At 72.6% G+C, this 23180-nt stretch carries 17 protein-coding genes; 10 read left to right on the forward strand and 7 right to left on the reverse strand.

The window, feature by feature from the left end:
• Nucleotides 1-6: 6 nt before the first annotated feature.
• The 5 genes from ABD823_RS18185 (at nt 7) to ABD823_RS18205 (ending at nt 6776) form a co-directional block, all read left to right on the forward strand.
• Entirely contained in the window at nt 7-1674 is a 1668-nt protein-coding gene (locus ABD823_RS18185; RefSeq protein ID WP_344861073.1) for a glycosyltransferase family 4 protein, read from the forward strand.
• Between the two features lie 129 nt (nt 1675-1803).
• On the forward strand, nt 1804-3066 hold the full coding sequence (locus tag ABD823_RS18190) for a nucleotide sugar dehydrogenase (protein WP_344861075.1): 1263 nt from the start codon (nt 1804-1806) through the stop codon (nt 3064-3066).
• A gap of 21 nt (nt 3067-3087) precedes the next feature.
• Nucleotides 3088-4176, forward strand: a complete 1089-nt coding sequence (locus tag ABD823_RS18195; RefSeq protein WP_344861078.1) for a glycosyltransferase — start codon at nt 3088-3090, stop codon at nt 4174-4176.
• Between the two features lie 46 nt (nt 4177-4222).
• Nucleotides 4223-6064 carry a DUF4434 domain-containing protein gene (locus ABD823_RS18200; protein WP_344861081.1) on the forward strand — a complete coding sequence of 614 codons (1842 nt, stop codon included), beginning with the start codon at nt 4223-4225 and terminating at the stop codon, nt 6062-6064.
• 49 nt (nt 6065-6113) lie between these two features.
• Complete coding sequence (locus tag ABD823_RS18205; protein ID WP_344861082.1) at nt 6114-6776, forward strand: NUDIX hydrolase; 663 nt, start codon at nt 6114-6116, stop codon at nt 6774-6776.
• A gap of 9 nt (nt 6777-6785) precedes the next feature.
• Here ABD823_RS18205 and ABD823_RS18210 read toward each other — a convergent pair whose 3' ends face one another.
• Entirely contained in the window at nt 6786-7430 is a 645-nt protein-coding gene (locus ABD823_RS18210) for a Uma2 family endonuclease (protein ID WP_344861084.1), read from the reverse strand.
• 61 nt (nt 7431-7491) lie between these two features.
• Between ABD823_RS18210 and hisC the strand changes: the two genes are divergently transcribed.
• Nucleotides 7492-8553, forward strand: a complete 1062-nt coding sequence (hisC, locus tag ABD823_RS18215; protein ID WP_344861087.1) for a histidinol-phosphate transaminase — start codon at nt 7492-7494, stop codon at nt 8551-8553.
• Between the two features lie 117 nt (nt 8554-8670).
• Here the strand turns inward: hisC and ABD823_RS18220 are convergent, their stop codons facing one another.
• Nucleotides 8671-9624 (reverse strand): EamA family transporter, encoded by a 954-nt coding sequence (locus ABD823_RS18220; RefSeq protein WP_344861089.1) that lies wholly within the window; start codon nt 9622-9624, stop codon nt 8671-8673.
• A 188-nt stretch (nt 9625-9812) separates the two neighbouring features.
• A complete protein-coding gene (locus tag ABD823_RS18225) occupies nt 9813-10484 on the reverse strand; it encodes a DUF998 domain-containing protein (protein WP_344861091.1) in 672 nt (223 codons plus the stop codon).
• A gap of 143 nt (nt 10485-10627) precedes the next feature.
• On the opposite strand from ABD823_RS18225, the gene ABD823_RS18230 reads away from it, so the two are divergent.
• Together ABD823_RS18230 and ABD823_RS18235 are read left to right on the forward strand one after the other, a co-directional pair.
• Nucleotides 10628-10951 carry a YciI family protein gene (locus ABD823_RS18230; protein ID WP_344861093.1) on the forward strand — a complete coding sequence of 108 codons (324 nt, stop codon included), beginning with the start codon at nt 10628-10630 and terminating at the stop codon, nt 10949-10951.
• A gap of 60 nt (nt 10952-11011) precedes the next feature.
• Nucleotides 11012-12997: a DUF6596 domain-containing protein gene (locus ABD823_RS18235; protein ID WP_344861095.1), complete on the forward strand. Its 1986-nt coding sequence runs from the start codon at nt 11012-11014 to the stop codon at nt 12995-12997.
• A gap of 33 nt (nt 12998-13030) precedes the next feature.
• On the opposite strand, the gene ABD823_RS18240 is transcribed toward ABD823_RS18235, so the two are convergent.
• From ABD823_RS18240 to purD, 4 genes are all read right to left on the reverse strand, one after another.
• The gene (locus tag ABD823_RS18240; RefSeq protein WP_344861119.1) at nt 13031-14317 is read right to left on the reverse strand and encodes a GTP cyclohydrolase IIa; all 1287 of its coding nucleotides are present in this window, start codon (nt 14315-14317) and stop codon (nt 13031-13033) included.
• Between the two features lie 226 nt (nt 14318-14543).
• Nucleotides 14544-15812, reverse strand: a complete 1269-nt coding sequence (murA, locus tag ABD823_RS18245) for a UDP-N-acetylglucosamine 1-carboxyvinyltransferase (protein ID WP_344861097.1) — start codon at nt 15810-15812, stop codon at nt 14544-14546.
• Between the two features lie 184 nt (nt 15813-15996).
• The gene (locus ABD823_RS18250) at nt 15997-16833 is read right to left on the reverse strand and encodes a phosphoribosylaminoimidazolesuccinocarboxamide synthase (protein ID WP_344861099.1); all 837 of its coding nucleotides are present in this window, start codon (nt 16831-16833) and stop codon (nt 15997-15999) included.
• 73 nt (nt 16834-16906) lie between these two features.
• Nucleotides 16907-18142: a phosphoribosylamine--glycine ligase gene (purD, locus tag ABD823_RS18255; protein WP_344861100.1), complete on the reverse strand. Its 1236-nt coding sequence runs from the start codon at nt 18140-18142 to the stop codon at nt 16907-16909.
• 459 nt (nt 18143-18601) lie between these two features.
• Here purD and corA point away from each other — a divergent pair, with 459 nt between their 5' ends.
• Nucleotides 18602-19633 (forward strand): magnesium/cobalt transporter CorA, encoded by a 1032-nt coding sequence (gene corA / locus ABD823_RS18260; RefSeq protein WP_344861102.1) that lies wholly within the window; start codon nt 18602-18604, stop codon nt 19631-19633.
• A 401-nt stretch (nt 19634-20034) separates the two neighbouring features.
• Complete coding sequence (locus tag ABD823_RS18265; RefSeq protein ID WP_344861103.1) at nt 20035-23169, forward strand: glycosyl hydrolase 115 family protein; 3135 nt, start codon at nt 20035-20037, stop codon at nt 23167-23169.
• The last annotated feature ends 11 nt before the right edge of the window (nt 23170-23180 follow it).

The raw sequence follows: 23180 nt of genomic DNA on the forward strand, positions 1-23180 counted from the left end.
ACGACCGTGGTACCTGACGCCAGTCCGCCGGAGTCCCGAAAGGTTTCCGCGAAGTCGGCGCGTGCCGGTCTCCGCGGCCTTCTCAAGGGGTTCGCGCAGCATCCGATCATCGTCTCCCGGGTCGTCGCGACCAAGGTCAAGACCGATCCCGTCCGCGTCGCGCAGGCGGCCGCGGAGACGCTCCCGCCCAGCCTGCGCCCCGTCGTGGGCCGGGTCGCCTGGCCCATGGCGCGCCGCGCCAGGGTCGCGGTGCGCAAGCTCGGCATGCGCATGGTCAAGGGCCCCTGGAACGAGGCGAAGGAGCACTTCGACGCCGGCCGGATGACCGAGGCCGTCGCGGTGCTCGAAGGCCACACGAAGTACCCCTTCATCAAGCGCAGGGCCGCCTACTACGCGGGCGAGCTGGCCGCCATCCAGCCCAACCCGATCCCGCCCAAGTCCAAGGTGATCGTGGGCGAGCGGGTCGAGGGCCGGGTGCTGCACTGCGTGACCAACGCCCTGCCGTACACGCAGGCCGGCTACACCGTGCGCACGCACCGGATCGTCACGGCGCAGAAGGCGGCGGGCCTGGACCCGCACGTCGTCACCAGCTGGGGCTGGCCGATGATGCAGGGCCACGCCGACGCCACGCCGTACGAGGAGATCGACGGCATCCCCTACCACCGGCTGCTGCCCAGCGGAGAGGTGCCGTTCGAGAGCCGGGGCCGGATGATCCGCGGCGCCGGCGAGGTGACCGAGCTGGTCAGGACGCTCCGGCCGCAGGTGATCCACGCCGCGACCGACCACCGCAACGGCTCGGTGGCGCTGGCCGTGCGCGAGCGGACCGGCACGCCGATGGTCTACGAGGTGCGGGGCTTCCTGGAGGAGACCTGGGCCTCGCGCGACCCCAAGCGGGTCGGCAGCCAGCGGCACGTGCTCCAGCGCGACCGCGAGGCCTTCATCATGCGCTCCGCCGACGCGGTGGTCACCCTGGCCGAGACCATGGCCGCCGAGATCGTCGAGCGCGGGGTGCCCCGGGAGAAGATCTACCTGGCGCCGAACGCGGTGGACGACTCGCTGCTGACCGCCTCCTACGACGGGGCCGCCTTCCGCGCCGCGTACGGCATCGCCGACGACGAGATCGTCATGGGCTCGGTCTCGAGCATCGTGGCCTACGAGGGCTTCCGGACGATGATCGCCGCCGCCGCGCTCCTGCGGGACGCGGGCACCCCGGTGAAGGTGCTGCTCGTCGGCGACGGCGCGGAGCGCCCCGCCCTGCTGGAGCAGGTCGAGGAGCTCGGCCTGCAGGACGTCGCGATCCTGCCCGGCCGGGTCGGCCCCGACGAGGCGCTGCAGGCCCAGGCGGCCATCGACATCTTCGTCTGCCCCCGTGAGGACCTGCGGGTTTGCCGACTCGTTACGCCATTGAAACCCGTGGAGGCGATGGCCCTCGGAAAGCCCGTCGTGCTCAGCGATCTGCCCGCGCTGGCGGAACTCGTGGGCACCGGGGGCGCCGGTCTGCTGGTCCCGCCGGGAGACCCGGAGGAACTGGCCAAGGCGGTGGCCGGACTGCGGGACGACCCGGAGCGGCGGGCCCTGATGGGCGAGGCGGGACGGGCCGAGGTGGCGGCGAAACGCACGTGGAGCAGGGTCGCGGAGACCTACCGTGACCTCTATCGTTCGATCAGCGGTTGATGATCTGATGAGGATAGCGAGCGGTCGCGGTGTTCGCGATGCGTTTAATCGCATCAGGCGTGGCGTGTGCCGAGTTGAGATAACCTTTGCGACCATGAAGTGTTGTTTCCGGCTCCCCAGGGTCTCCCAGTGACCGGCTACGACCTGGCCGTGATCGGTCTGGGATACGTCGGTATGCCGCTGGCCAAGGAGGCCACCGCGGCAGGGCTGAACGTCGTCGGTTACGAGGTCGACCCCCGCAAGGTGGACGCCCTCAACGACGGCCGGTCCTACATCGACGACCTGACCGACGCCGACCTGGAGCACATGCTGGCCGGCGGCTTCCGCGCGACGCTGGACGAGAGCGTGCTGGCCAAGAGCCGGACCATCGTCATCTGCGTTCCCACGCCCCTGGACGAGGACCACCGCCCCGACCTGTCCGCGGTGGAGGGCGCCACCGCGACCGTCGCCAGGAACCTGAGCCCGGGCACCCTGGTGGTGCTGGAGTCCACCACGTGGCCCGGCACCACCGACGAGGTGGCCCGCCCCCTGCTGGAGTCCTCCGGCCTCGTCGCGGGCTCCGACTTCCACCTGGCCTTCTCGCCGGAGCGCATCGACCCGGGCAACCCCAAGTACGGCCTGCGCAACACGCCGAAGGTCGTCGGCGGCTACACCGACGCCTGCCGCGACGTCGCCACCGCCTTCTACGGGCAGTTCATCGAGCAGGTCGTGCCGGTCAGCGGCACCCGCGAGGCCGAGATGGCCAAGCTCCTGGAGAACACCTACCGGCACGTCAACATCGCCCTGGTCAACGAGATGGCGATCTTCTGCGACGAGCTCGGCGTCGACCTCTGGGAGGCCATCGAGGCCGCGGCCACCAAGCCGTTCGGCTTCCAGAAGTTCCTGCCCGGACCGGGCGTGGGCGGCCACTGCATCCCGGTCGACCCGTCCTACCTGTCCTACACCGTGCGCAAGCTGGGCTACCCGTTCCGGTTCGTGGAGCTGGCCCAGGAGATCAACGAGCGGATGCCGTCCTACGTGGTGACGCGGGTGCAGCGGCTGCTCAACCGCCACAGGAAGGCGGTGAACGGCTCCAAGGTGCTGCTGCTCGGCGTCACCTACAAGCCCGACATCGCCGACGAGCGCGAGACCCCGGCCCTGCCGGTCGCGCGCGGCCTGCTGGAGCTGGGCGCCGAGCTGGTCTTCGCCGACCCGCACGTCAAGCAGTGGCAGGTGGACGGCACCCCGGTGCCGCGGGAGGAGAACCTCGCCAAAGCGGTCGCCGAGGCCGACGTCACGCTGCTGCTCCAGCAGCACGCCGCCTTCGACCTGTCGATCGTCGAGGACCACGCCAGGCTCGTGCTCGACACCCGCGGCGTGCTCGCCGAGGGTGAACGCGTCGAGCGCCTCTAGGCGACGGAAGGGCTGCGCGCAGTGCACGTGCTCGTCATGACGGTGGTGCATCACCCCGAGGACGCCCGTATCCTGCACCGGCAGATCAGGGCGCTCGTGGACGCCGGTCATGAGGTCACGTATGCCGCGCCGTACACCGCCCGGGGGGTCATGGCCCGGTCCTGGGTGAACGGCATCGACCTGCCCCGGGCGGCGGAGCGCAGGCGGCTGGCCGCCGTGTTCGCCGCCCGCAAGGTGTTCAAGCGCATGCGCGACCAGGTCGATCTGGCCGTCATCCACGACCCCGAGCTGCTGCTCGCGGTCGCCGGGGTGCGCGGGCGCCCGCCGGTGGTCTGGGACGTCCACGAGGACACCCCGGCCACCCTCTCGCTCAAGCCCTGGCTGCCCGCCTTCCTGCGGCCGCCGGTGCGCTTCCTGGCCCGGCTGCTGGAGGGCACGGCCGAGCGCCACCTGCACCTGCTGCTGGCCGAGTCGGCCTACGCCGGCCGCTTCCGCAGGGAGCACCTGGTGGTGCCGAACGAGACGTGGGTGCCGGACGACGTGGTCGCGCCGGGCGACGACCGGGTCGTCTACCTGGGCTGGCTGTCGGAGGCACGGGGCGTGAAGGAGGCCATCGAGGTGGCCCGGCTGCTCCGGCCGTACCACGTCTCGGTCGAGCTGATCGGCTACGCCGACCCGCAGTCGCGCCCGGCGCTGAACCAGGCCGTGACCGAGGGCGTGCTGGAGTGGCGCGACTTCATGCCGAACGACGAGGCGCTCAAGCGGCTCGACGGGGCGCTGGCCGGCCTGTCGCTCCTGCGGGACGAGCCGAACTACCGGCACTCCATGCCCACGAAGATCGTGGAGTACATGGCCCACGGCATCCCGGTGATCACGACTCCGTCGCCGCGCGCGGTGGAGTTGGTCGAGCGCTACAACAGCGGCATGGTCGTGCCCTGGCAGGACCCCAAGGCCGTGGCCAAGGCCGTGCTGACGCTCCGCGACGACGTCGCGGAGCGTCATGCCCAGGGCGCCCGCGGGTACGCCGCGGCCCGGGCGAACCACCACTGGCCGAACTCGGCCCGCCGGTTCGTCGCCCAGCTGGAGGAGTGGGCGGGGGTCAAGGCCTGACGGCGGTTTATGCCCGGCTGATCACGAGAGCGGTAGTGTCCTGAACGTGCGCTGGTTCACGGCTTTCCTCGGCGTGGCGATCCTCGTGGCGGTGGCGGCGGTCGTGCTGGTCCTGCGTTCCGGTGACCCCGGTGCGGCCGGCGACGGGGCGCACGTCGCCTCCGCGACCTCCTCCTCGTCCCCCTCCCCGACGGCCGCGTCCAGCGCGTTCACCGACCCGTGCGGAACGTTCGACACCGCCATGCGCGTGCCGTACGCGGTGACCGGCTACTGGCTCATGCCGACGAGCGACCACTGCACCTGGCGCCGGCAGCTGTCGGCCATCCACGAGGTCGGCGGCGACACCGTGATCCGGGTCGGCTGGGGCCTGCAGGCCCGCCGGCTCGACGAGGACGGCCGCGTCCTGACCTCCGACGGCGAGGTCGACCCCCGCTACGAGGCGTGCGAGGAGGACGGCGTGCCGTGCATGGCGGCGGCCGAGCGCGACCTGGAGGCCCTGAACCCCGGCAACCGGGTGAGCTGGACGTTCGTCTACCGGACCGACGAGGCGTTCGGGCCGAAGCTGTTCCGCTGCCCGCAGGTGGAGAAGAAGATCGTCACGAGGAAGACCGTCTTCTACCGGATCGTCGCGCCCGACGACGGGAGTGACGACGCCGACTGCGGGAACCTCGGCGCCCGGGGCCGCGGCTACCACGTGATCCTGATCGCCGGGGCGGAGCAGGACAGCCTGACCGAGCTGCTCGACCTCGGCGACCGGTTCCGGCTGAAGGTCTTCCCCGCGCTCCCGCTCGCCCCCCGCGACCCGGCGCAGGCCACCCGGGCCTCCGAGCGGGGCATCGACACGCTCACCACCCTCACCCGGCGCATCCTGACGGACTACGGCGACCGCTTCGCGGGCCGTACGTCGCTCGGCGGGTTCTACCAGCCGTTCGAGCTGCAGATGCGGGACATGGTCTACACGGGCGCCTCGGAGGGGACGGAGGCGGCGGAGCGGGACCACCCGACGCTCAAGGTCTACGCCTCCCAGCACCGCATCGTCGAGCAGGTGATGCCGGACAAGCCCGTCCTGGTCAGCCCCTATCTGGAGGCGCGCAAGGGCAAGGCGTTCAGCGCCACGCCCGCGCAGGTGGCGGCCGGTTTCGAGGCCATGGCCAGGACCGGGGTCGGGATCATCGCGCCGCAGGACAGCCGGGGGACCGGCAAGGTCGGGCTGTTCTGGCCGGACGAGCGGGACGAACCGGTGGAGGAGCGGCTCCGCCCGGTGGTCGGGGAGACCACGAACGGCGAGGCGTACCACGGCTCGACGCGCGACTACTACCGGGAGATGGACGCGGCCCGGGCCCGGATGGCCGAGCAGGGCCACGACGTGCAGCTGTGGGCCAACGTGGAGGCGTTCGAGCCGTCCGGCGAGGCGTGCGGCTCGCGGACCGGCACCCGCGGGCGCACCGACAAGGACCGGCTCGACCGGGCCGTCACGCAGGTCGGCCGCTACGTCTCCAAGGTCGTCTCCTACATGTGGAGCGACTTCTTCACCTGCGGCTCCCCGTCCCTGGCCGAGGAGATCGCCGCCGACGCGGGCCGCCCGATCCCGGTGGACGCGGTCCGGTCCGGGCGCGACATCCGCGACGGCATCGAGATCCGGGGCTACGACCTGGTGATGGGCGGCAAGGTGACGATCACCTGGGAGGGGCAGGACGCGCCCCGGACCGTCGAGATCGCCGGGGTCGGCCTGTCCTCGCCGCCGCCCGGCACACCCGACCGGATGATGACCGCCTGGGTCCCGTTCGACTGGACCCAGGTGCCCGCCGGCGCCTGGGCGCGGATCGAGGTCGCCGCCCCCGACGGGCGCACGGCCGCCGAGCCGCTGCACGTCCGCATCGATGCGTGACGTGTCGATCCGTGACGCGGTGATCTCCGAGCGGTGTAACGTGCCTGGCGTGGTGCCCCGAATTCCCGTCAGCGTGGACCTGGTCGTGCTCACGGTGCGCGGTCAGGCGCTGAGCGCGCTCGTCTGGCGCCGCGACAATCCGCCCTACGAGGGGCACTGGGCGCTGTCGGGCGGCTTCATCCAGCTCGACGAGGACCTGCCGGCCGCCGCGGCCCGGGTCCTGGCCGAGCGGGCCGGCCTGCCGGGCGCCCCGGTCCACCTGGAGCAGCTGCAGACCTACGGCTATCCCGACCGCGACCCCCGCCAGCGGGTGCTGAGCGTGGCCTACCTCGGTCTCGCGCCCGACCTGCCCGCCTCGACGGAGGCGCACATGAGCTGGCAGCCGGTGGCGGCGCTGACCGCGATGGCCTTCGACCACCGGCGCATCGTGATGGACGGGGTCGAGCGGGCCCGCTCCAAGCTGGAGTACAGCTCGCTGGGCGCGGCCTTCTGCCCGCCGGAGTTCACCGTCGCCGAGCTGCGCCGGGTCTACGAGATCGTCTGGGGCCGCCCGCTGGACCCGCGCAACTTCCACCGCAAGGTCACCAAGGCCGAGGGCTTCCTGATCCCCACCGGCCGGACCACCACCCGCGACGGCGGCCGCCCCGCCAAGCTCTACCGGCGCGGCCCTGCGGAGATCCTCCACCCGCCGATGCTCCGGTCCAGGGACTGAGGGCCCCGCTCAGGCTCTGGTGACCTCCGTCAGGTCGATGTCGAGGTCGAAGGGGAGGTGGAGCTTCAGCCGATCGCGGTGGACGCCGGTGAGGGCGTATCCGCTGACGGCCGGATCGAGATGGTGGACGTGCACCGCGGGGTGGCCGCCGTCGTATTCGACCCGCCAGAAGTACGGGATGCCCGCCTCCGCGTACAGCAGCGGCTTGCGCTTGCGGTCGCGCTCCTCCGACTCCTCCGAGACGACCTCGACGGCGAGGAGGACGTCGGCCGCCTCGTAGAAGGTCCGCATCAGGTCGGCGGCCGCGTGGGCGTGGAGCACCACGAGGTCGGGCTCGGGACGCTGGCGCCGCCCCAGCTTCACCGTCATCTCCCGCTCCACCCGGAGGTGGTCCGGCGCCGCCTTGCTCAGTTCCCTCTCGAGGAGGGAGAGCATGCGGGTGTGGAAGCGGGTCTGGGGGCTCACGAAGACGAGATTGCCATCGATGAGCTCGGTGTGAGGGGGGATCCCGGGAAGGCGGTCCAGGTCGTCGGCGGTGAAGCCGCGCCGCGGCGGGAACACCCAGTCGGGCAGGGGGTCCCACACCGACGGCTCCGGGCGGAGCTCGCTGTCGGACGGCGGTGCGGCGCTCATGTCGTCCTCCCGGTCGGGCATGCTCGTCCCTCCAGTCTCGCAGGATGATGCCCCATCCGCCCGCTGCTCATAAGGTAAGGCCATGCCTCGTTTCCGCGCGATCCTGGACACGATGCCCGCCTACAGGCCGGGCAAGGCCGTGGTCTCCCCCGACGGCCGGTCCTACAAACTGTCGTCCAACGAATCCCCCTACGACCCGCTGCCCTCGGTGGTCGAGGCGGTGGCGCGGGCCGCGACGGAGATCCACCGCTATCCCGACCCCGCGGCGACCGCGCTGACCGAGGCGCTCGCCGAGCGGTACGGCGTGCCGCCCGAGCACATCGCGCTCGGCGCCGGCTCCGTCACCCTCGTCCAGCAGCTGCTGGAGACCGTCGCCGAGCCGGGTGCCGAGGTGCTCTACGCCTGGCGCTCGTTCGAGGCCTACCCGGTCCTGGCCGACCTGGCGGGGGCGACCTCGGTGCGGGTGCCGCTGGCCGGCGAGACCCACGACCTGCAGGCCATGGCCGAGGCGATCACCCCGGCCACCCGCGCGGTCTTCGTCTGCAACCCGAACAACCCCACCGGCACGGTCGTGCGCGCGGCCGAGCTGGAGGCGTTCCTGGACCGGGTCCCGGACGACGTGCTGGTCGTGCTCGACGAGGCCTACCGGGAGTACGTCCGGGACGCCGACGTCACCGACGGCCTGACGGTCTACCGCGACCGGCCGAACGTCGCCGTGCTGCGCACGTTCTCCAAGGCGTACGGCCTGGCGGGCCTGCGGGTGGGCTATCTGATCGGATGCGAGCCGGTGGCGGCCGCGGTGCGCAAGACGATGGTGCCCTTCGCGGTCAACCACCTCGCGCAGGCCGCCGCGGTCGCCTCCCTGGCCGCCGAGGACGAGCTGCTGGAGCGGGTCGAGACCGTGGTCAAGGAGCGCACCCGGGTCCGCGAGGCGCTCATCGCGCAGGGCTGGACGGTGCCCGCCACCGAGGCCAACTTCGTCTGGCTCCGGCTGGGCGAGCGCACGCTGGACTTCGCGGAGGCGTGCGCGGCCGAGGGCGTCGCGGTGCGGCCCTTCGCGGGCGAGGGGGCGCGCGTCTCGATCGGCACCCCCGAGGCCAACGACACGTTCCTGGCCGCCGCCGCGGCCTTCAGGAACGCCTGAGACGGATCGCCGCCGGGTTCCCGGGAGGGGGCCCGGCCCCTCGGGCGGCACGGCCGCCGAGGTCCTCTCCGGGCCTTCCCGTCCGGGCCCGCGGCCGTGCGCCGCGGGCCCGGAGGGTCACGCCGCCGAGGGTTCCGGCTCCGGCTCCGGCTCCGCGGCGGGCACGGCCTTCCTGCGCCGTTCGGTGGAGACGACCAGCGCGACGCCGACGACGATCACCAGTCCGGCCACGGCCATCGAGCCGGTCACCGGCTCTCCCAGCACCAGCGCGCCCAGCGCGACCGCCACGACCGGGTTCACGTACGCGTAGGTCGAGACCAGGGAGATGGGCGCGTTGCCCAGCAGCCACACGTACGAGGTGAAGGCGACCAGGGAGCCCATCACCACCAGGTAGGCCAGCGCGCCCCAGGAGCGCCCGGAGACGACGGCGGGGTCCAGCCGCTCGCCCGCGGCCAGGCCGATCAGCAGCAGCCCGGCGCCGCCCGCGGCCATCTCGACCGCGCTGGCCGCGAACGGGTTGGGCGGCATCGGGATCCGGGAGGAGATGAAGGACCCGATCGACCACGAGACGGACGCGAGCAGGATGATCGTGATGCCCGTGCCGTCCGAGGCGCCGCTCCCGCCGGTCAGCGAGAGCACCGCGACCCCGCCGAAACCGACGAGCACCCCGGCCAGCGTGAGCAGCCCCGGCCGGTCCCGCACGGTGAAGCGCAGGACGACCAGCCACAGGGGGGTCGAGGCCACCAGCAGCGCCGCCAGCCCGCTGGAGATGTGCTGCTCGGCCACGGAGACCATGCCGTTGCCCGCGGTGAGCAGGAGCAGGCCGACGAGCGCGGCGCCGCCGGCCTGCCGGAGGGTCATCCGCAGGGCCGTACGGCCCCGCAGCGCCGCCAGGACGGCGGTCAGGACGAGGGCGGCCGTGGTGAAGCGCATGGCGCCGCTGAGCAGCGGCGGGATCGTCTCGATGACGATCATGATCGCGAGGTAGGTCGAGCCCCAGACGACGTAGACGATCCCCAGTGCCCCCCAGACGAGGAGCGAGGTGCGCTTGTCAGCAGCGTTTGGACTCATGGCACATGACAATACAGGTCGGATGCGACAGAACGCTCGCGGATCCCGGACGGACGAGGGCATCGTCCGCCCGGCGCCCCTGGCCGTCACCTCGTCCCCGGGGTCCTCGGGGTCCTCGGGGCCTTCCGGGCCTCCGCGTCACCCGCCGGTGGGCGCCCGCAGGTCGCGTGCCTCTCGCGGGGGCGGGTTCAGAGGCGGTGGCGGTACCGGGCGGCGACCGCGGAGATCCAGAGCATCGCGGTGACGGCGCCGACGGCCAGGGTCAGGGATCCGGCCGTGCCGCCGCTCATCGCCCAGCCGTTGCCGACCAGGAGGGCGGTGCCCGCGGCCCGGGAGGCGGCGGCCGGGCCGCGGTGTCCGGCGCGGCCGAAGTGGCGGCCCAGGACGTAGCAGGCGGCGATCAGGGCGGTGAAGGCGATCGAGCCGGCGGCCAGGTGGCCGTAGCCGTGCCAGGTGAGCTCCGCGGGCATCCCGTGGGGGGTGCCGGCGGGGAAGCCGTCGCCCGGGTCCATGACGAGGATTCCCGCGGCGATCATGCCGATGCCGCTGACCCGGACCAGCCGCGGCGCCCACGTGCCTCCGGGGGCGCCGCGCATGGCCCGGCGCAGACCGCTCGCCCCGGCGACGGTCAGGACGCCGGCGATCAGGAAGTTGGCGATCTGCAGCCAGCCCAGGGAGCCGTTGCTCAGCGCGCTCAGCGGGTGGCGGGTCAGGTCGAAGCCCTCGCGGGTGGCGGCCTGGGCGAGGGAGACGACCGTCCACAGGGGTGCGGCGGCGACCGCGCAGGTGAGCAGGGCGCGCGTGGTGGCCGGGGCGGAGGCGGTGGCCGGGGTGGCGGCGGGGAACTGGGCGGTGGTCATGATCGGTGCCTTTCCGGGATCCTTCTTCGGTTCTCGCCCATGCGTCGAATCGGCGATGTGACAGGGAACGCCGCCGTTCCCTGTCACATCGCGCCATCCGACGCATGGGCGGGAACCGAAGAGAACGAAGAAGGGGAAGACCCATGCGCTACCTGATGACGCACAAGCCGTCCGAGACCACCCCCGACGAGAAGCTGTACGCCGAGATGGCCGAATTCGTCGAGGAACTGACCGCGGCGGGCATCCTGCTGGCCACCGGCGGCCTGGAGGCGGGCGGTGTCCGCGTCACCTCCTCCGGTGACGAGATCACGGTCACCGACGGGCCGTTCGCCGAGGCCAAGGAGGCCGTGGCCGGCTTCGCGCTGGTCGAGGTCCGCTCCAAGGAGGAGGCGATCGAGCTGACCCGACGCTTCCGCAGGATCGTCGGCGACGGGGAGAGCGTGATCCAGCAGGTCTTCGGCCCCTGACCGGCCGGACGGCGCCGCCCCGGCTTGCGAGCGGGACCGGGGCGGTGCTGTCATCGTGCGGTGACGGACGTCCACCGCACGATCGACGCGATCTGGAAGCTCCAGTCGGCCAGGATCATCGCCGGGATCACCCGGATGGTGCACGACGTCGGCCTCGCCGAGGAACTGGCCCAGGACGCACTGGTCTCCGCCCTCGAACAGTGGCCGCAGTCGGGGGTCCCGGACAACCCCGGTGCCTGGCTGACGGCCGTCGCCAAGCGCCGCGCCGTCGATCGCATCCGGCGCGCCCGGCGTCTCGGGGACAAGCACGGCGAGCTCGCCCGCGGACTGGAGCGGCAGGGCCCCGGCCAGGGATCCGATCAGGATCCGGAGCAGGACCCTGAGCAGGACGACCTCCTGCGGCTGATGTTCGTCTCCTGCCACCCCGTGCTGCCGACCGAGGCGCGGGTCGCGCTGACGCTCAAGCTCCTCGGCGGTCTGACGACCGGGGAGATCGCCCGCGCGTTCCTCGTCGGCGAGGCGCGGATCGCCCGGCGCGTCGCCGCGGCGAAGCGGACGCTGGCCGAGGAGCGGGTGCCGTTCGAACTGCCCCGCGGCCCCGGACTGGCCGCGCGGCTGTCGTCGGTGCTCGAGGTCGTCTACCTCATCTTCAACGAGGGGTATTCGGCGACGTCCGGGGACGACCTGGTGCGGCCGGGGCTCTGCCTGGAGGCGCTGCGGCTGGGTCGGCTGCTGGCCCGGTTGATGCCGGAGGAGGCCGAGGTGCACGGGCTGGTCGCGCTCATGGAGATCCAGGCGTCCCGGTCCGCCGCGCGGACCGGGCCCTCGGGCGAACCCGTCCTGCTCCACGAGCAGAACCGGGGACGCTGGGACCGGCTGCTCATCCGCCGCGGCTTCACCGCGATGCTGCGCGCGCGGGAGATCGGCGGCACGCCCGGCCCGTACGTGCTGCAGGCGGCGATCGCCGTGTGCCACGCACGGGCGCGGACCGCCGAGGACACCGACTGGGCGCGGATCGCGACCCTGTACGAGGCGCTGGCCCGGTTGCTGCCGACACCGGTCGTGCAGCTCAACCGGGCCGTGGCGCTCGGGATGGCACACGGGCCGGAGGCGGGGCTCGCCCTGGCGGACTCCCTGGCCGGCGATCCCGCACTGCGGGACTACCACCTGCTGCCGAGCGTCCGGGGCGATCTCCTGGCCCGGCTGGGGCGGCTCGACGAGGCGCGGCTGGAGTTCGAACGGGCCGCGTCCCTCACCGGGAACGCCGCCGAGCGCGCCCACCTGCGCCGCCGCGCGGCCGAGATCGCCGCTCCCGCCGTGCCGGGGCCCACACTCGGGCAGGCCGTCCGGGAGTTCCTGGAACGCGGCGAGCTGGACGCCGGGACGGTCCGCTCGTACGGGCAGACCCTCCGGCGGCTCCGCCTGGCCCTGGGCGACCGGACACCGCTGTCCTCCCTGACCGCCGGCCACGTGGCCCGGGTGTTCGCCGCGGCCTGGGACGGGACGGCGGCCGCGACGTGGAACCGGCACCGGTCGGCCGTCCGGTCGTTCGGCGCCTGGGCGTCCATGGGCCACCTCGCCGCGGGAATCGAGCGGCGCGCCGGGACCCGCACCCGGGCGGGATGCATCGACCCGGCACAGCTGGAGGCGCTCTGGAACCGCCCCGATCTCCCGCTGCGGGAGCGGACCCTGTGGCGGCTCCTGCACGAGTCCGCGGCCGGCGTGACGGCCGTCCTGTCCCTGAACGTCGAGGACCTGGACCTGGACGACCGCCGGGCCCGGGCGGGCGGCTCCTGGGTGAGCTGGCGGTCGGGGACCGCCCGCCTCCTCCCCGACCTGGTGGCGGGCCGGACCCGGGGCCCTCTCTTCCTCAGCCACCGGCGGCCCGGGCAGGCCCGGACCCCGGCGCCGGCGGACCTGTGCCCGGAGACGGGCCGCCGCCGCCTGTCCTACGAGCGGGCCGAGTATCTCTTCAAGCAGGCCACCAGGCACCTGGACCCGGCGGGCGGCGGCTACACCCTCCGGCGGCTGCGGCCGCGCGCCTGACCGGCCGGGAGCCGCCGCCCGGAGCGGGATCCCCTAACGGCTGCCGAGTTTCTCCACGATCAGGCGGTAGAGCTGGCGGGGCCGGCCCGGCTGCGGGGTCCGGTTCGGCGGGAGCGGCCACGCGAGTCCCTCGTCCACCAGCGTGCGCAGCAACCGCCGTGCCGTACGGGAGGTGACGCCGAGCATCTTGCCCGCACCCTCGGCGTCCACCACGGTGTCACCGTTCTCCAGCTTGGCCGCCAACCGGGCCAGCACCTCCACGCCCTTCGGCTTGGCCGACCCGCCCTGCGGAGGCGTCCGGGGCGCCGGGACCAGGGCCCGGCCCTCGCGGTCCACCGCGAAGCCCTGGGCCTGCTTGCCCGTCTGGGTGCGCGCCAGCGCCGCCCGGGCGTGGGCCTCGGCGTCGTGGGTCGTCCGGCCCATGCCGACCCCGACCTCCACGGCCAGCCCGAGCTCGTCGCGGACCCGCGCGGCGAACGGGAGCACCCGGAAGCCCTCGGTGGCCGTGGCCACCGACCCCCGGGTCGCGGTGACCATGTAGCTGTGGTCGTCGATGGCCGTCACGGTCGCGTTGATCCGGTTGGCCTCCTGCACCAGCAGCCGGTGGAGCGACAGGCGCAGCTCGTCGCGCCAGTGGCGGGGGGCGGCCCGCCGTACCGGCTCGCGGAGCGTGGGCACCTCCACCAGGACCACGGTCAGCTGCGACTCCTCCAGCCGGTGGTGCGCGCCGAGCAGCGCCGCGGTGTGCAGCGCCGTGCGGACGGCGGCGGAGGTCGGGCGGACCCGGACCACCGGGACCTCCGCCGCCTGCAGCCGGTCGGCGACGGCCGGCAGGCAGGTGAGCGCCCCCGTGGTGACGCCCTGCCGGACGAGGCGCTCGTGGTAGGCCGCGATCGTGCCCGTGGCGCCCGGCTCGTCGCGGCTGTGCACGCCGTCGGCGGCCAGGCCCAGATCGGCGTAGGCCTCCTCGACGTCCGCCCGGCTCAACACGTCCACACTGACCCTGCGCGGGTCGATCCGCTCGTCCATCACCGCCCTGCCCAGCGCGGCGATCAGCGCCGCCCCGCCGAGCTGCACGTACGTCGCGGGCATCGTCAGCGCACCGGAGCGCCGGGCCAGGTCGTAGGGGACCGGGCTGGCGAACAGGCACGCGTCGACCCCCGCGCCCAAGCGGGTGACCTTGTCAGGGGCCTCCTGCTCGTCCCGGTAGGCGGCGGCCACGAGGCGGCAGGGCAGAGGCGCCGCCGCGTGGCCCATCAACATCACTCGTTCGACGAGATCGTGGGGGCCCACCACACCGATGGTGAGATCCGGTGTCATGGCACCCGTGCGTGACACTCGTGGAGCTTCTTCGGCCCGCTCGACCAATGTTCGTTCCCATCATGCCGTCCGTTTGTTTTCGGCTCTCTTTTGGAACGATCGCGCGTCAGGGCCGTAATGTCACGCCCGATTCAGTGTCCGTCCTGGGACAGGCCGGAGCGCTAAACCCTTGACTCCTCCTGTTCTTACAGGTCAAGACGGTTATAGAGGGGTTGAAACCCATCCATTATGACGGTGAAATCTCCTGAACGACGTCCGCACCCAGCGCCTGCATGCGCTCGGCCAGATATGCGTGGCCGCGGTCGATGAGATAGCCGGACTCGATGACCGTTTCCCCCTCGGCTACCAGACCGGCCAGCACGAGGGCGATTCCCGAGCGGAGGTCGTGCGCGGTCACCTGCGTGCCCCGCAGCGGGGTCGGGCCGTGCACGACGGCGCGGTTCTCGGTGACCTCGATGTTCGCGCCCATCTTGTTGAGCTCGCTGGCCAGCGCGAACCGGCCGTCGAAGATGCGCTCGTGGATGTAGCTGGCGCCGTCGGCGAGGCAGGCGACCGTCATGATCGGCGACTGCAGGTCGGTGGCGAACCCGGGGTAGGTGTCCGTGATCACGTTGATCGGGCGGAGCGGGCGGTCCCGGCGCACGTGCAGCACCGCGCCGTGGGCGGCGAACTCCACCCCCATCTGCTCCAGCTTGTAGCGGACCACGCCGAGGTGGTCCAGCTCGGCGCCGACCAGGTTGACCTCGCCGCCGGTGACGGCCGCGGCCATGGCGAACACGCCCGCGTCGAGCCGGTCGGGCATCACGGTGTGCTCGACGGCCGCGAGCCTGTCCACGCCCTCCACGGTGATGAAGCCGGTGCCGCCGCCGCTGATCTTCGCGCCCATGCGGGTCAGCATGTCGATGACGTCGAGGACCTCGGGCTCCAGCGCGGCGTTCTCGATCACGGTGGTGCCGCGGGCGAGGGCGGCGGCCATGATCAGGTTCTCGGTGCCGGTGTGCGAGGGGGTGTCCAGGTAGAGCTTGGCGCCGGTGAACCCGCTCGTCTTGACGCGGATGACGGTGTCCTCCTCCACCACGGTCGCGCCCAGGCGCTTGTAGCCGAGGTAGTGGAAGTCGAGGTTGCGGCTGCCCAGGTTGCAGCCGCCCACGCCCTCGATCACGGCCTCGCCGAGGCGGTGCAGCAGCGCGGGGACGAACAGCACCGAGCCGCGGAAGCGCCGGGCGATCTGGGCGGGCAGCACCGGGCTGCTCAACGTGGAGGCGTCGATGACCAGCGTGCGCTCGGCCTCGTGCAGCTCGACCTTGGCGCCGATGGCCTCGGCCAGCTCCACCGCGCGGCGGACATCCTCGATGATGGGGACGTTGCGCAGCACCGTGCGGCCCTCGGCCGCGAGCAGCGCCGCACCGATCATCGGCAGCACGGCGTTCTTCGCGCCCTGGATGAAGGCGGTTCCACGCAGCGCGTTGCCGCCGCGCACACGGTAACGGACCATGCGTCATGCTCCTTGCAAGGTGGGGAGGTGTGACTCGTGCGCCGGGGGGACGGCAGCCGGAGTGTCGGCCCAACAGTAGCCGGTGGACACCCCAGGCCCGGCCACTTCCGGAAGCGACCGGGTCGCGGAGCCCCGCCGTGCCGTGGACCGGAGGTCCCGCGCGGCCGGCGCTCCGCGGGGGCCACTACCCGGCGAAGGGCCGGCCAGTCAGCTTTTCGTAGGCCTCCACGTACCGGGCCCGGGTCCGCTCGACGACCTCGTCGGGGAGCGGCGGCGGGGCCTCGCCGGAGGCGCGGTCCCAGCCGGAGGCCGGGGAGGTGAGCCAGTCGCGGACGTACTGCTTGTCGAAGGAGGGCTGCGCCCGGCCCGGCTCCCACTGGTCGAGCGGCCAGAAGCGGGAGGAGTCGGGGGTCAGCACCTCGTCGCCGAGCGTCAGCACGCCGTCGGCGTCCCAGCCCAGCTCGATCTTCGTGTCGGCCAGGATGATGCCCCGCTCCAGCGCGATCTCCGCGCCGCGCCGGTAGACGGCCAGCGTGATCCGGCGGAGCTCCTCGGCCACCTCGGCGCCGACCTCGGCCGCCACCCGCTCGAAGCTGATCGCCTCGTCGTGCTCGCCGACGGGCGCCTTGGTCGAGGGGGTGAAGACCGGCTCGGGGAGGCGGGAGCCGTCCACCAGGCCGGGCGGGAGCCGTACGCCGGAGACCTCGCCGTCGCGCCGGTAGTCGATCAGCCCGGAGCCGGTCAGGTAGCCGCGTGCGACGCACTCCACCGGCACCATGCGCAGCGGCCGGCACAGCACGCTCCGCCCGTCGGGGCCCGGGCCGACCACGTGGTTGGGCACGAGGTCGGCGAGCTGCTCGAACCACCACAGCGACATCTGGGTGAGGATCGTGCCCTTGTCCGGGATGTCGGGCGTCAGGACGTGGTCGTAGGCGGAGATGCGGTCCGAGGCGACCATCAGCAGCAGGCCGTCGTCGGTCTGGTAGAGGTCGCGGACCTTGCCGGAGTGCAGGTGCTTCACGGCCCAAGTCTGCCAGCAGGCCGCCGGCGGCCCCTCGCCCGGGGGAACCCCGCCGGGCGAGGGGCGAGGACCCCTACAGGGCCTGGGCGGCGATGTCGGTGCGGTGGTGGGAGCCGCGCAGCCGGATGCGGCCGACCAGCTCGTAGGCGGCGTCCCGGGCCGCGGCGACGTCGGGACCGGTGCCGACCACGCTGAGCACGCGCCCGCCGGCCGAGACGACACGGCCGTCGCCGTCCGCGGCGGTGCCGGCGTGGAGCACGTAGGCGCCCTCGACCTCCTCGTCGAGACCCTCGATCACGTCGCCCCTGACCGGGTCGGCGGGGTAGTTCTCCGCCGCGACCACCACGGTGACCGCGGCCCCGCCGTGCCAGGCGAGCGGCCCGGCCTCCGCCAGCCTCCCGGTGGCGCAGGCCAGCAGGAGGCCGCCCAGCGGGGTCCGCAGGCGGTCGAGCACGACCTGGGTCTCGGGGTCGCCGAACCGCGCGTTGAACTCGATCACCTTCGGGCCGCCGGAGGTCAGGGCCAGGCCCACGAAGAGCACCCCGGTGTACGGCGTGCCGCGCCGGGCCAGCTCGGCGACCGTCGGGACGACCGTCTCGGCCATGACCCGCTCCGCGAGGTCGGCCGGGGCCCACGGCAGCGGCGTGTAGGCGCCCATGCCGCCGGTGTTGGGCCCGGCGTCCCCGTCGTAGGCCCGCTTGTGGTCCTGGGCGGGGATCAGCGGCACGGCCGTGGTCCCGTCGCAGAGCGCGAACAGCGACACCTCCGGGCCGTCGAGGAACTCCTCGATGACGACCCGCCCGCAGGCGGCGGCGTGCCGGAGCGCCTCGTCGAGGTCCTCGGTGACGACCACGCCCTTGCCCGCGGCCAGGCCGTCGTCCTTGACCACGTACGGCGCGCCGAACTCCGCGAGGGCGGCGGCCGCCTCCTCGGGGGTGGCGCAGGTGCGGGAGCGGGCGGTGGGCACGCCCGCGGCGGCCATGACCTCCTTGGCGAAGGCCTTGGAGCCCTCGATCCGCGCGGCCTGCGCCGACGGGCCGAAGCAGGGCACGCCCGCCTGCCGTACGGCGTCGGCGACCCCGGCGACCAGCGGCGCCTCGGGGCCGACGACGACCAGGTCGGCGCCGAGCTCCACCGCCAGCGCGGCGACCGCGTCGGGATCGGCCGGCTTCACCGGGTGCAGGGTCGCGACCTGCGCGATGCCCGCGTTTCCGGGAGCACAGTGGACCTCGGCGACCTGGGGGTCTGCTCTCAACGACCGGCAGAGGGCATGCTCGCGCCCGCCGGACCCAATCACTAGAACGCGCACGCGCGAGAGCCTATCGGCCCGGCCCGCCGTCGCCCGTCCCCAGCCTGTGGACAGGCCCGGCCCGGGGCGGCGCCCGCGGGGTGTGAGCGGGATCTCCCGGTTACGCATGATCGGCCGCGCGGGAGGGCAGTAGGCTGGGAGTCGCTCCCCCGGTCTGTGGTAGATTCAGGCGGCTATGCGTGCCTCACACCGATTGGAGGTGGTTCGGGATGTCCTCTGGCGATCCCAGCAGTACGTGCTCGCGCACGTTGCCGTGCGCATTCTCGACCATTCACCAATCGGTGCCCGACCGGCTCCGCGCGCTTTCCGTTTGAACCGAGGTGACATCGTTTCGCGCGTTGTTTGTGTTAGGTCGGGCGGGAAAGGCATGTCATGCGTTCCTCGCTCCTTTTTCCCCGAATTCGGCACGTACGTGCGGTTCGTACGCCGCACGCTCCTTCTGTCCCCGTCCGTGACCGGTTGAACGGCACCTGCGTCCCGCCGAGCGACTCGCTCGTCGAGTACGCCGCCTACGTCGACGGCGAGCGGATCGAGGCCCTGGGCATCCCCGACGCCCTGGAGCTCGTCCGCGCCCACAACGCGACCAAGGAGAAGGGCGACGCCTTCGTCTGGGTCGGCCTGCACGAGCCCGACGCCCCCGAGGTCGAGTGGCTGGCCGAGGTCTTCGACCTCCATCCCCTCGCCGTCGAGGACGCCGTCAAGGCTCACCAGCGGCCCAAGGTCGAGCGCTACGACGACTCGCTGTTCGTGGTCCTGAAGACCGTCGCCTACCTGGAGCACCCGGAGCTCACGGCGACCAGCGAGATCATCGGCACCGGCGAGATCATGGCGTTCGTCGGCCCCGACTTCGTGGTGACCGTACGGCACGGCCGCTACTGCCCGCTGACGGAGGTGCGCGAGCGGCTGGAGGACAAGCCGAAGCTGCTCCGCCGCGGCCCCACCGGCGTGCTGCACGCGATCGCCGACCACGTCGTGGACAAGTACCTCCACGTGGCCGACGAGATGCAGGTCGAGCTGGAGGAGGTGGAGGCCATGGTCTTCGCCGACGTCAGCGCCCGGGACATCAGCCGGATCTACAACCTCAAGCGCGAGATGATCGAGCTGAAGCGGGCGGTGACCCCGCTCCAGTCGCCGATGTCCACGCTGGCCCAGCGCCGCATGATCCCCTCCGAGATGCGCGAGTACTTCCGCGACGTCGTCGACCACCTGGCCCGGGTGTGCGAGCAGGTCGAGTCGTCCAACGAACTGTGCAACTCCGTGCTGCAGGCGGCGCTCGCCCGCTCCAACGCCCTGGCCAACGAGGACATGCGGAAGATCTCCGCGTGGGTCGCGATCATGGCGGTCCCCACGATGATCGCCGGGATCTACGGCATGAACTTCGAGCACATGCCGGAGCTCGACTCGGTCTACGGCTACCCCGTCGTGCTCTGCGTCATGGTGATCGCCTGCACGCTGCTCTACCGGGGCTTCCGCCGCAACGGGTGGATGTAGGGCCGTCCGGGACGGCGGCGGGAACGGGTCCGCGACTCCGTCGCGGACCCGTTCCCGTGCCCGTGAAGGGCGGAAACGTTTCGGGATCCTGTGCTGCCCGCGGAGGACTTCGCCCGGTGGACGTCGCCGCCGGGGCGTGGGGAGAGGCTCCGGACTGCGGCTGTGAACGTTTCATACTGAGATCTTGACCGTCCCGGAGGGTGCGGATACGGTTCCAGTAAATTTCGCCTGTGTTCCGAAATGTTTCGGCTCGGGCGTGGTGCACCGTTCCGCAGCAGCCCTCCAGCAGCAGACGCCCCCACCCTCCTGACGAGGGACCACACCCGAGGACGCCCATGGCCCTCACCCTCCGACCGCGCAGCCGGCCGCCGCGCCGGCGCCGTCCCTCCCTCACCGCATCCGTGCTCTCAACCGTCCTGGCCGCCTCCGCGGTGCTCGCACTCGGAGCCCCGGCCGGTGCCGCGGACCGCTCCGGCCCGGCCGCCCGCGCGGGCGGCCGGGCCGATCCGCGGTCGTTCATCTCGTTCCGGCCCGGCCCGGGCCGCTTCCCCCTCGCAGCCCGCGGCGCCGCGGCCCCGATCGTGGTCAGCGACGCCGACCACGCCGGGGTCGTGCGCGCCGCCGGGGACCTGCAGGCCGACGTCGAGCGCGTGACCGGCGTCAAGCCCGCCCTCGGCAGGAACGACGTCCCGAAGGCCGCCGACGTCGTGCTCGTCGGCACCGTCGGCCGCAGCCCGCTGATCGACGAGCTCGTCACCGCCGGCAAGCTCGACGTCTCCGGCATCAGGGGCAAGTGGGAGACCTCCCTGCAGACGGTCGTCCGCGACCCGATGCCGGGCGTGCGCAACGCCTTCGTCATCGCCGGCAGCGACCAGCGCGGCACGATCTTCGGTGTCTACGAGGTGTCCGAGCAGATCGGCGTCTCCCCCTGGTACTTCTGGGACGACGTCCCGGCCCGGCGCCACGACGCCCTCTACGTCGAGCCCGGCCGCCACAGCCAGGGCACCCCGGCGGTGAAGTACCGCGGGGTCTTCATCAACGACGAGAACCCGAACCTCGGCACCTGGGGACCGCAGTTCTTCGGCCCCGGCCTCGCCGAGGGCCACCCGGGCGGGTTCAACAGCAAGCTGTACGCCAAGGTCTTCGAGACCATGCTCCGGCTCAGGGCCAACTACCTGTGGCCGGCCGTGTGGGGCCGGGCCTTCGCCGAGGACGACCCGGACAACCACAAGGTCGCCAAGGAGTACGGCATCGTCATGGGCACCTCGCACGAGGCACCGATGATGCGCGGCATCGAGGAGTGGAACCGCCACGCCAAGGCGGCCGTACGCGACGGCGCGGGTGACGTCACCACGCCGGGCAGCGACCCGTACGGCGGGACCGGCGAGTGGAGCTTCCGCCGCAACCGCGAGGCCATCACCGAGTACTGGCGCGACGGCATCGAGCGCATGGTCGAGCAGGACTTCGAGGGCGTCGTCACCCTCGGCATGCGGGGCAACGGCGACGTCTCCCTGCCCGACGGCGACGGCATCGAGCTCATGCAGGACATCATCGCCACCCAGCGCAGGATCCTGGCGGAGGAGCTGCCCGACGGCGTCGAGCTCACCGAGGTGCCGCAGGTGCAGACCCTCTACAAGGAGGTCCAGCGCTACTGGGACCAGGGCCTGCGCCCGCCGGACGACGTGACCGTCGTCTTCGCCGACGACAACTGGGGCAACATGCGCAAGCTGCCCGACCCCGCGCTGCCCGAGCGGAGCGGCGGCTACGGCCTGTACTACCACTTCGACTACGTGGGCGACGGCCGCAACTACAAGTGGGTCGACACCGTCAACCTGGCCAACACCTGGGAGCAGCTGCACACGTCGTACCGGTACGGCATCGACCGGCTCTGGGTGGTCAACGTCGGCGACTTCAAGAACGAGGAACTGCCGACGCAGTTCTTCCTGGACTACGCCTGGGACCCGGACGCGCTGCCGCTGGAGCGCCTCGGCGAGTGGGAGGAGCGCTACGCCGCGCAGAACTTCGGCCCGGAGCGGGCCGAGGCCGTCGCCGAGGTCCTGAACGAGTACGGCCGGCTGCAGTCGCGCCGCAAGCCGGAGCTGCTGAACCGGCGGATCACGACCACGGCCGCGAACCCCGTCACCGAGGAGCAGGTCGTCTACGACGACCAGGCGGGGCCCTTCAGCCTGAACCACTACCGGGAGCTGGCCCGGGTCACCGGCGAGTGGCGGCGCCTGGCGGAGAAGGCGGAGAAGATCCGCGCCCGGCTCCCGGACGCCTGGGACGACGCCTACTTCCAGCTCGTGTACTACCAGGTCAAGGCCACGGCCAACCTGTACGAGCTGCGCGAGGCGCAGTGGACCAACCTGCACTACGCCGAGCAGGGCCGCGCGGCTGCGAACGCGTACGCCGACCTCGCCGAGGAGCGGTTCGCGACCGACCAGGCGCTGAACGCCTACTACAACACCGGGCTCGCCGGCGGGAAGTGGAAGAACTGGCAGCTCCAGCCGAAGATCGGCTACGGCGACGTCGAGCGGTACGGTCCCAACGCCCCCTGGCAGCAGCCGGAGAAGGACCACGTGGCCCTGCCGGACGCCCTCTACCCGCACCTGAAGCGTATCCAGGTGCCGCAGAGGGCCGAGATGGGCGTGGGCGTCGACGGCTCCGAGAAGTGGTGGCCGAACGCCCAGGCCGCCGGGTCCGCCGGGGAAAGGCCGGTGCTGCCGGAGTTCAACCCCTACCAGACGACGCCGGCGCAGTACGTCGAGGTCTTCAACCGCGGCTCGGTGCCCTTCACCTACACCGTCAGGCCAGGCGTGCCCTGGCTGCGGGCCGACCGGCCCGCCGGCACGGTGGACGACCAGGTCCGCGTGACGCTCTCCGTCGACTGGCGCAGGGCCCCCAGGGGGACCACCGAGGTGCCGGTCACGGTCACCGGCTCCGAGGGCACCACGGTCGTCGTCACCGCCGTCGTGGACAACCCCGCCCTCCGCGGGGCCGAGGGCGCGGTCGAGGCCCAGGGCCACATCTCGATCGAGGCCGACCGCTTCAGCCGGGCCGTGCGGAACGACCGGGCCGGGTGGAAGGTCATCCCGGGCATCGGCCGTACCGGGAACGGCGTGACGCCGTGGCCGGTCACCGCGCCGGCGCAGACCCCGGGCGGGAAGAGCCCGCGCCTGGAGTACACCGCGACGTTCACGACGGCGGGCGAGGTGGGCATCACCGCCTACCTGTCGCCGCGCAACAACGCCGTCCCGGGCGGGGGCCTGGAGTACGCGATCTCGGTGGACGACGCCCCGCCGCAGGTCGTCGACACCACCGAGGGCTCCGACGACACGTACCTCAACAAGGTGTGGGAGCGGAACACCTCCGACAACGTGAACCGCACGACCACCACCCACGTGATCGGCAAGCCCGGCGTGCACACCATCAAGATCTGGATGGTCGACCCGACCGTGGTCTTCCAGAAACTGGTGGTCGACACCGGCGGCCTGCGGTGGAGCTACCTCGGCCCGCCGGAGTCGATGCGGCGGTAGGCCGGCGGCGT

The sequence above is a fragment of the Planomonospora alba genome (assembly GCF_039534085.1).
Lineage (GTDB): Bacteria > Actinomycetota > Actinomycetes > Streptosporangiales > Streptosporangiaceae > Planomonospora_B > Planomonospora_B alba.